At 69.9% G+C, this 9,833-nt stretch carries 6 protein-coding genes and 1 pseudogene; 1 reads left to right on the plus strand and 6 read right to left on the minus strand.

Annotated features, from left to right (window positions below):
• From IY392_RS07100 to IY392_RS07125, 6 genes and pseudogenes are all read right to left on the minus strand, one after another.
• Positions 1 to 586 (minus strand): annotated as a pseudogene (locus tag IY392_RS07100) (hypothetical protein); the annotation flags it as partial.
• Positions 583 to 1,452, minus strand: a complete 870-nt coding sequence (locus tag IY392_RS07105; protein WP_194860853.1) for a heme ABC transporter ATP-binding protein — start codon at positions 1,450 to 1,452, stop codon at positions 583 to 585. The pseudogene IY392_RS07100 and the gene IY392_RS07105, both read right to left, overlap by 4 nt.
• The gene (locus IY392_RS07110; RefSeq protein ID WP_228549133.1) at positions 1,449 to 2,480 is read right to left on the minus strand and encodes an iron ABC transporter permease; all 1,032 of its coding nucleotides are present in this window, start codon (positions 2,478 to 2,480) and stop codon (positions 1,449 to 1,451) included. The genes IY392_RS07105 and IY392_RS07110 overlap by 4 nt, the downstream gene beginning before the upstream one ends.
• 83 nt (positions 2,481 to 2,563) lie before the next feature.
• Positions 2,564 to 3,661, minus strand: a complete 1,098-nt coding sequence (locus tag IY392_RS07115) for a hemin ABC transporter substrate-binding protein (protein ID WP_107755819.1) — start codon at positions 3,659 to 3,661, stop codon at positions 2,564 to 2,566.
• Positions 3,662 to 3,907: 246 nt separating this feature from the next.
• Positions 3,908 to 6,097 (minus strand): 3-hydroxyacyl-CoA dehydrogenase NAD-binding domain-containing protein, encoded by a 2,190-nt coding sequence (locus tag IY392_RS07120; RefSeq protein ID WP_194860855.1) that lies wholly within the window; start codon positions 6,095 to 6,097, stop codon positions 3,908 to 3,910.
• Positions 6,098 to 6,138: 41 nt separating this feature from the next.
• Complete coding sequence (locus IY392_RS07125) at positions 6,139 to 7,350, minus strand: acetyl-CoA C-acetyltransferase (RefSeq protein ID WP_107755817.1); 1,212 nt, start codon at positions 7,348 to 7,350, stop codon at positions 6,139 to 6,141.
• A gap of 189 nt (positions 7,351 to 7,539) precedes the next feature.
• Here IY392_RS07125 and malQ point away from each other — a divergent pair, with 189 nt between their 5' ends.
• Entirely contained in the window at positions 7,540 to 9,726 is a 2,187-nt protein-coding gene (gene malQ / locus IY392_RS07130; RefSeq protein ID WP_309234027.1) for a 4-alpha-glucanotransferase, read from the plus strand.
• Positions 9,727 to 9,833: the final 107 nt, after the last annotated feature.

The following is a 9,833-nucleotide window of genomic DNA, read 5'->3' on the forward strand; positions in this document are numbered from 1 at the left end:
CCCCGGCCCGGAAGGTCACCGGGGTGAAGGTCTCGTTGGCGCCGTTGCGCACCCCGTGCGCGCCCCAGGTGAGGAAACCGCAGGTGACCTTGGTGCAGTCGATGCTCTTGCCCCCGGCTCCGGTGAACGTGGGACCCGGGACCGTGAGGTTCACCCGGAACGATCCATCGGAACCCATCGTCGCCTGGGCTTCTCCGGCCGTCGACGACCCGGGGAAGGCGACGAATGCCTGGTATCCCTGGTTGCTGCGCGACTGCTCGTCCGGGATGTAGTCGTAGGTCCGGCCCGTCGCGCCACCGTTGGACGGCCCCCACCCGGACCCGCTGACCCAGCCGAACCCGACGTACACGCCGCCGAAACCGCCCTCGACCGCCTGGAAACCCGAACCCGACAGGGTGAACCCGGTCTGGCCCGACGTCGACGCCACCGCCCCGCCCAGCGAACTCGATGCCGTCAGTCGCGCGGCGGCGTGCGCCGGGGCCTGGGTCAGCACGGCCAGCACCGAGGTGCCGAGCAGCGCCAGTGTCAGAACGGCGACGATCCGGGCCACGGTCGCCCGTGCCGTTGATGACAGTGTGTGTCTCACGAGAACTCCTTGACGAGGGCCGACGCGTGTGTGGTGTCGACCGCGGGCTCCACCGGCGTCCGGGCGGTCCGGAATCGTCGTCGATCCGGGGTGACCAACAGATCACCGGTGACGGGATGCCGGTCGACGACGACCGGCTGCTGGTAGACCTCTTCCACCAGTTCGGAGGTGAGGACCTGCTCCGGGGACCCCTCGGCCCGTATGCGGCCGTCCGAGATCATCACGAGACGGTCGGACCACGCGGCCGCCAGCTCGAGGTCGTGCAGCACCACGACCACCGCCCCACCGGCGTCGGCCACGGTCCGGGCCAGTTCCAGGACGACCTCCTGATGGCGCAGGTCGACCGCCGCGGTGGGTTCGTCCAGCAACAACACACCGGCGCGTTGCGCGAGCGCCCTCGACAGGGAGACGCGCGCCTTCTCACCACCGGACAGGGTCGGGAAGGTCCGGGACCGCAGGTGGGCGGTGTCGGTGGCGGCCAGCGATTCCTCGATGACCTCCTCGTCGTGGTCGCCCTCCGGCCGCGCCGCCCAGGGTGCGCGACCCATCGCGACGATCTCCCGCACGGTGAAGGGGAAGGCGACGGCGTTGGCCTGGGTGAGCAACGCTCGGCGCCGGGCGAGATCCCCGAGGCGCCACCGCCGTAGATCGCGGCCGTCGAGGACGGTGCGGCCGGCGTCGGGGTGGGTGTCCCCCGCCACCACGCCGAGCAGCGTCGACTTCCCCGCCCCGTTGGGACCCACCAGAGCGAGCACCTCACCGGCATAGATCTCCAGGTCCACCGAATCGAGCAGGGTCCGACCGCCGAGGCGTACCGTGACCCCCTCGGCGGACACCACCGGCACGCGTGTTTCGCCGCCGCTCATCCCCAGCCCCCCGCGGTACGACGTGTGCGGTGCAGCAGCCAGAAGAAGAACGGGCCGCCGACGGCGGCCGTCACCATGCCGAGCGGCAACTCCGCGTAGTCCACCGCGGTCCGGGCCAGCAGATCCGCGGCCAGCAGGCACACCGCGCCGCCCAGCGCGGACGCCGGCAGCAGCAGTCGGTGTCCCGGACCGGCGATCATGCGGATGAGGTGCGGCACCACCAGTCCCACGAAGGCGACGACTCCGCAGAAGCTCACCGCAGCGGCCGTGAGCAGTCCGACCAGCAGGATGGAGTGGATTCGCAGTCGCTCGACGTCAACGCCCAGGTGACGGGCCGGACGCTCCCCCAACGCGAGCAGGTCGAGCGGCCGCGCCAGGCGGGTCGCCAGGGCCAGTCCGAGCAGCGCCAGGGGCGCCACCACCAGGACGTGGTCCCACCGGCTGCCGTTCAGACTCCCCAGCTGCCAGAAGACGATCTCCTCGCGGGCCTGGGTGTCTCCGAGGAACATGAGCAGGGCGAGCGCGGCTCCCGCCACGGCGTTCACGGCGATGCCGGTCAACACCAGGGTGACCACCTCGGTCCGGCCGTTACTCCGACTGAACAGGTACACCACCGTCGTGGTGAGGATGCCGGCGACGAAGGCGCAGACGACGCTGGTCCAGGCACCGAAGGCGGTCAACCCGAACACGATCGCCGCTGCCGCGCCCACGGCCGCACCGGCGGACACCCCCACCACACTGGGCTCGGCGAGCGGGTTGCCGAACGCTCCCTGCATGAGCGCACCGGCCACCGCGAGGGCGGCGCCCACGACCATCGCCATCGCCACTCTGGGGAAGCGGACGCTCCATAACGTGGCATCGGCGCGGGGGTGGCTCGCGGCGGGGCCGAGGTCGACACCGAGACCGCGGAGGAACCCGGAGGCGACCTCTGTCGCGGGGATGGGCAGCTGTCCCGACGCCGCGGCCACCACGCCCAGAACCCCGAGCGCCACCGCCAGCCCGACGATCAGCAGGCCCCCGGTCACCATGCGGTGGGCGCCGCCGGATGTACGCGCAGGGACGGGGTGTGACGTCGGCCGGCCGACCCGCGCCCGTGACTCCTCGGTGAGCGTCACAGCGCGTCGGGGGCGTAGAGGGCCACGGCGAGGGCGTTGAGCACCGCGGGGGTCCTGGTGCCGAAGGACAGGACGAGGTCGTCGTTCATCGCGACGATCCGCCGGTTCGCCCCGGCGGGCGTCTGGGCCATGGCCGGGAACCTCTCGAGCAGCCCGTCGACGCCGCCGACGGACTCGAGCCCCTTGTTCATCATGATGATGACGTCCGGCTGGGCGGCGATGAGCCCCTCGTCGTTGGCCGGTTTGGCGCCCTTCCACCCGACCTCGGAGGACACGTCGTACCCGCCGGCGGCGGTGATCAACTCGTCCGCGCCGCTGTCCTGGCCGAACATGTAGTAGACCCCGGCGTTACCACGTGCGTAGAGGAACACGGTGCGCAGCCGCGCGGTCTCCGATTCCGGCACGACAGACGAGATCGATCGTTCGGTCTCGACGATCTTCGCGCGGGTTCGCTCCCCCAGTTCACGGCCCAACTCGGGCACCCCGAGACCGTCCGCGACGGCCCGGGTGAGCGCCTCGACGTTGTCCGGGGACCGGTGCGAGTCCACCACGATGACAGGGATTCCCGCGTCGCGAAGCTGCAGGATCACGTCCCACGGACCGAGCGAGGTGTCCGTGATGATCACACTGGGATCGAGAGCGAGGATCGCCTCGGCGTTGAGCTGGTGACCGTCCTGCGTGACCAGTGGGCGATCAGCGATCTCGGCGAAGGCCGAGGAGACGTCCCGGCCGATCACGTTGTCACCCAACCCGAGTTCGAACACGATGCGCGAGAGCGTTCCGTAGATGTCCAGGGGCAGGATCCGGGAGACGTCGGCGACCTCGACGACCGTGCCCTGGTTGTCGGTGACCACGGCGGGCAGCTGCGGGGCGGGGTCGGTCGCGACGGGCTCGACCGGGTCGTCGACCAACTCCAGGGCGAGTTCGCCGGAGAAGGATCGTGGGTCCTCGATCGCCGAGACCTCCGACGCGAGCGGTATCCCCGAGATGGTGGCGGGGTCTCCGCCGAGCCCGGTCGCCACGCCGCACGAGGTCAGGGAGAGAGCCAGGAGGGCGACGGCCAGCCGGAGCGAGCCTGAGCGCTGTCTGAACATGCGGCTACATTAGCACCCAAACAAAGGACAGCCTAACCTTCACATGGGAAGCCTTACCTAATTTACAAAATCGCAGGCAGAGGACGGTTCTCGCGTGCCGAACTCGATCGCCCTCGCCCACACGGGGTCGACTGAGAACGGTGAATTACCCCCAACACGGCGACGACACGCGGCCGCCCCCGGGGCGATCCCCGGGGGCGGCCGCTTCTGTCTCGTCCGGCTCGGGCCTTCGAGCCCGTGGCCGTTTCACTCCTGTTCGGCGGCAGCCTTCCTCAGCGACTCGGTGGGCAGGAAGTGATCACCGTACTTCGCGGCGAGCTCCTCGGCGCGGGCGACGAAGCCCTTGTAACCCGACGGTTCCGTGGCGCCCGGTGCCGCGTAGTTCCTGGCGTACTGGCGGGTACCGCCGGTCCACGCCGGGAACCCGATCCCGATGATCGAGCCGATGTTGGCGTCGGCGTCGTCCACGATCACGCCCTCGTCGACGCACCTCTGGGTCTCGAGAACCTCGGCGAAGATCATGCGGTCGACCAGGTCCTGCAACGGCGGTGCGTTGTCCGGCGAGGTGTTGAACGCCTCCCGCAGGCCCGGCCAGAGTCCCGCTCGCGTGCCGTCGGTGTAGTCGTAGAACCCGGCCCCGGCCAGACGGCCGCTGCGGCCGAGCTCGTTGACCATCGTGGCGGTGACGCGGTCGGACGGCACCTCCACGAACTCCTCGCCCGCGGCCGCGGCGGCCTCGCGCGCGGTGTCGCGGATCTTGAGCATGAGGTTGAGGTTCAACTCGTCGGACAGCTGCAGCGGCGCCGCCGGGTACCCCGCGATGCGGCCGGCCTGCTCGATGGTCGAGGGCTCGATCCCCTCGTCCAGCATGCCGATCGCCTCGTTGACGAACGTGCCGATGACGCGGGAGGTGTAGAAGCCACGCGAGTCGTTGACCACGATCGGGATCTTCCGGATCGCCAGCGTGAGGTCGATCGCCTTGGCCAGGGTCTCGGGGGTGGTCTTCTCACCCTTGATGATCTCGACCAGCTGCATCTTGTCGACGGGCGAGAAGAAGTGCAGTCCGATGAAGTCCTCGGGACGCTTGACGCCGGTCGCGAGGTCGGTGATCGGGAGGGTCGACGTGTTGGAGCCGAGCAACGCGTCGGGGGCGACGATGTCCTCGATCTCCTGGAAGACCTTCTTCTTCAGATCCGGCGACTCGAAGACGGCCTCGATCACGAGGTCGCATCCGGCCAGCGCCTGCGGGTCCGTGGTGGGCGTGATGCGGGCCAGGAGGGCGTCGGACTTCTCCTGCGTGGTGCGGCCACGCTCGAGCGCCTTGGCCTCGATCTTCTCCGCGTACGCCTTGCCCTTGTCCGCGGACGCCTGCTCGACGTCCTTGAGCACGACCTCGATCCCCGCCTTCGCGCACACGTACGCGATGCCGGCGCCCATCATGCCGGCGCCCAGGACGCCGACCTTGGTGAACTCGGTCCGAGGGATCTCGGAGCCGTCGGCGGCCTTGGGGCGTGCGCCGCCGGACGAGCAGTGCTGCATGTCGAAGAAGAACGCCTGGATCATGTTCTTCGCGATGGGACCGGTGACGAGCGAGACGAAGTATCGCGCCTCGATCTTCTCGGCGGTGGCGAAGTCCACCTGCGATCCCTCGACCGCGGCGGCCATGATGGCCCGGGGCGCCGGGGAGGGCGCGCCCTTGGTCTGCTTGCGCATGTTGGCGGGGAAGGACGGCAGGACCCCGGCCAGGGCAGGGTCGCTGATCGTGCCGCCGGGCAGCGTCCACCCCTTGCGGTCCCAGGGCTGACTGGGCTCGGGATCGGTCTTGATCCACGCCTTCGCGGCGTCGACGAGCTGCTCGGGGGCCACGACCTCGTCGACCAGGCCCGCCTTGAGGGCCTTGTCCGGGGCGAACGAACGGCCCGACATCAGGATGTTGGGCACGGCCTGCGCCAGACCGAACATGCGGACGGTCCGGACGATGCCGCCGCCGCCGGGCAGCAGACCGAGTGTGACCTCGGGCAGGCCGACCTTGGCGCCGCGGGCGTCGGCCATCACGCGGTGGTGGCAGGCGAGGGCGAGCTCGAGACCTCCGCCCAGGGCCGCGCCGTTGATCGCGGCCACGACCGGGACCCCGAGGGTCTCCAGGGCGCGCATCCGGCCCTTGATCTGCATGGACCGCTCGAAGAGCTCCTCGGCGTCGCCGGGGCCCGCCGTGATCATGGACTTGAGGTCGCCGCCGCCGAAAAAGCTCTTCTTGGCGGAGGTCAGGACGATGCCCTTGATGGACTCCTTCTCGGCCTCGATACGGCCGACGGTCTCCGAGAAGTCGTCGATGAAACGCGCGTTCATGGTGTTCGCGCCGTGGTCGGGGTCATCCATGGTGAGGGTGACGATGCCGTCGCCGTCCTGCTCCCACCGGAACATGTTGTCGCTCACTGGTTCTCTACTCCTAAAGGCTGTGGTGTCGGTGGGGCGGATCAGACGCGCTCGATGATGGTGGCGACGCCCATTCCACCGCCGACGCAGAGGGTGATGAGGGCGCGCCTGCCGCCGGTGCGCTCGAGCTCATCGAGCACGGTGCCGGTGATCATGGCGCCGGTGGCTCCGAGGGGGTGACCCATCGCGATGGCCCCGCCGTTGACGTTGAGCTTCTCGTCGGGGATGTCCATGTCTTTCTGGAAACGCAGCACGACGGAGGCGAACGCCTCGTTGAGCTCCCACAGGTCGATGTCGTCCGGGGTGAGCCCCGCGATCTCGAGAGCCTTCTTCGCGGCCGGGGTCGGGCCGGTGAGCATGATGGTTGTGTCGGCGCCGGAGGTGGCCGCGGCCACGACGCGGGCGCGCGGCGTCATGTTCATCTCCTTGCCGGCCTTCTCCGACCCGACCACCACGAGTGCGGCGCCGTCGACGATGCCGGAGGAGTTGCCACCGTGGTGGACGTGGTTGATCTTCTCGACCCAGTGGTACTTCTGCAGCGCGACGGCGTCGAAACCGCCCATGTCGCCGACCATGGCGAACGAGGGCTTGAGGCCGGCGAGCGCCTCGACCGTGGTGCCCGGTCGCATGTGCTCGTCGTGGTCGAGGATGGTGACGCCGTTGATGTCCTTGACCGGGACGACCGACTTGGCGAACCGGCCCTCCTCCCACGCGCGGGCGGCGAGTCGCTGCGAGCGCTCGGCGTAGCGGTCCACGTCCTCACGGGTGAACCCCTCGAGCGTGGCGATGAGGTCGGCCCCGATCCCCTGCGGGGAGAAGTACGTGTCGTAGTTCGTCGCCGGATCCAGGGCCCAGGCGCCGCCGTCGGTGCCCATCGGCACGCGCGACATGGATTCGACGCCGCCGGCGAGGACGACCTCGTCCCAACCGGAGCGGATCTTCTGGGCGGCCATGTTGATGGTGGTCAGGCCGGAGGCGCAGAACCGGTTGATCTGCACACCGGCGACGGTGTCGGGCATCTTGGCGGCCAGCGCGGCGATCCGCGGCAGATCCATGCCCTGGTCCCCCAGCGGGGTGACGATCCCGTAGATGATGTCCGAGATCCGGTTCTCGTCGAGGTCGGGGAACCGACGCCGCATCTCTTCGATGAGACCGACGACCAGGTCGATCGGCTTGACCCCGTGCAGAGCGCCGCCGGGCTTGCCCTTACCTCGCGGAGTCCGGATGGCGTCGTAGATGAATGCCTCGGTCATGGGTTGTCCACGGCCTTTCTCTGGGCGGAACTGATACGTGTTCGAGGTCAGCGTACGTGGTCCCTCGCCCCCGCTCGGAGTGTGGTCCGTTTTTCGCGATCCGCGCCCGGGGCGCTCCGGTGGCACAGTGGACCGTGACCGTCCGCGGCGCCCGGTAGACGGCGCCTCCCGACCCGACGCGAGGACCCCGTGACCGTGACCGACGCCGTTCCCCCCGCCCTGGTAGAGCTCGCCGAGAGGTGCGGCGTGGCCACGAGCTACGAGGACGCCCGCGGTATCCGCCGCGAGATCCCCGCCCGGACGCTGCGTGCGGTTCTCGCCGCGATGGGCATCCCGGTCGGTGAGGACGACGACGAGGGCGGTGGCTCGGTCAGCGCGGCGCTCGAGGAGGTTCGTCTGCGGCCGTGGCGCCGGGTGCTCCCCCCGACGATCGTGACGAGGCAGGGCTCGGGGGCCCTGTGCGCCGTCCATGTACCCCGTGGAACCTCTGTGGGGCTGTCCGTCCACCTCGAGGACTCGTCCGACCCGCTCGACCTGGTGCTCCCCGCCGCCGCGGAGGAGTCGAGGAGTGTCGATGGGACGCCAGTCGACCGATTCGATCTGGAGCTGCCCGACTCGCTCCCCCTCGGGTGGCACCGCCTGGTCGCCGTCGTCACGGACCCGTTCGACGGCACCGGCCCGTCGGCCGGGGAGCCGCGGGTCGTCGAAGCCGCCCTGGTGGTGTCCCCGCGGTCCATACCGGTCCCCCCGGATCTCGGACGGCGCCGGGGTGTCGGGCTGGCCGCGCAGCTCTACCAGGTCCGGTCCGACACGTCGTGGGGGGTCGGTGACCTGTCGGACCTCGCCGACCTGGCCGACTGGGCCGGGCGGGACCTCGGCGCCGACTTCGTCCTGGTCAATCCGATGCACGCCGGGGAACCGCTCCCGCCGGTGGAGCCGTCCCCGTACCTCCCGACCACACGTCGGTTCGCCTCACCGCTGTACCTCCGGCCCGAGCTGATCCCGGAATACGCCTCGCTCCCACCCGAGGAGATGCAGGTGGTCGATGACCTCGCGGCCGGGCAGCGGCAGAGGAACACCGAGGACACCATCGACCGCGACTCCTCGTGGGGAAGCAAACTCGAGGCGCTCCGGGTGGTGTTCGCCGCGCCTCTCACGGAGGACCGGGCCCGGGCGTTCGACGACTTCGCCGACGAGCAGGAGCCCGGACTGTTCCGTTTCGCCACGTGGTGTGCTCTGGCGTCCGAGTGGGGCCCGGACTGGTCGCGGTGGCCCGCAGCGCTGAAGGACCCGGATTCCGACGACGTGGCGCGTTTCGCCACCGACCACGCGCGGGAGGTCCGATTCCACCAGTGGCTGCAGTGGCAGGTCGCGCAGCAACGCGCTGGTGCGCAGCGCGCCGCGTTGTCGGCGGGAATGCGGCTGGGGATCCTCCACGATCTGGCCGTCGGGGTGCATCCCACCGGCGCCGACGCCTGGGCGCTCCGCCGGTCACTCGCCCGCGGGGTCACCGTGGGCGCGCCACCGGACGTCTATAACCAGCTGGGCCAGGACTGGTCCCAGCCCCCGCTGCGGCCCGATGCTCTCGCCGAGGAGGGGTACCGGCCCTTCCGGGACATCGTCCGCGCCGCGCTGCGCGACTCGGGCGGGATACGGATCGACCACATCCTGGGTCTGTTCCGGCTCTGGTGGATCCCGTCGGGGCTCCCGCCCACCGAGGGGACGTACGTGAACTATGACCACGAGGCGATGATCGGCGTTCTCGCGCTGGAGGCGTCGCGTGCCGGCGCGGTCATCGTGGGAGAGGACCTGGGGACCGTCGCACCCGGGGTCCGGGAGGAACTGTCCGAGCGCGGGGTGTTGGGCACCTCGGTGATGTGGTTCGAGCAGCAGGACTCCCAGCCGGTGCCCCCCGAGGACTATCGCCGGCTCTGCATGGCGTCGGTGACCACTCACGACCTCCCACCGACTGCAGGGTATGTCGACCTCGTGCATGTGGATGTCCGCGAGGAACTGGGCCAGCTGACGGGCGATGTCGAACAGGAGCGCGCCGACGCGGCCTCCGAGATCAGGTCGTACACCGAGGCGGTCAGACGGCGCGATTTACTCGAGGGCGCCAGCACGGAGGATCTGGTGGTGGCGCTCCACGCATTCCTGGCCGCGGCACCATCTCTTCTCTACGCGGTGTCGGTGGCCGACCTCGTCGGTGATCGCCGCCCGGTCAACATGCCCGGGACGTCAGAGGAGTATCCGAACTGGCGTGTGCCGCTCTCCGACGCTCGAGGCGACGTGGTCGACCTCGATGGACTTCGTGGATCGGACCTGGCGAAGCGGGTATTCGGCGCGGCGTCGGTTGGGGTGGTGGGTGTGGGGTGAAATGACGAGGGCCCCCGGGGGCCGCGGTGGGCGGTCTCGGGGGCTCTCGTGTGAAGTTGTGTTCGGCGGTGACCTACTCTCCCACACCCTCTCGAGTGCAGTACCAT

This window comes from Dietzia sp. SYD-A1, assembly GCF_015356725.1.
In the GTDB taxonomy this organism is placed as follows: Bacteria; Actinomycetota; Actinomycetes; order Mycobacteriales; family Mycobacteriaceae; genus Dietzia.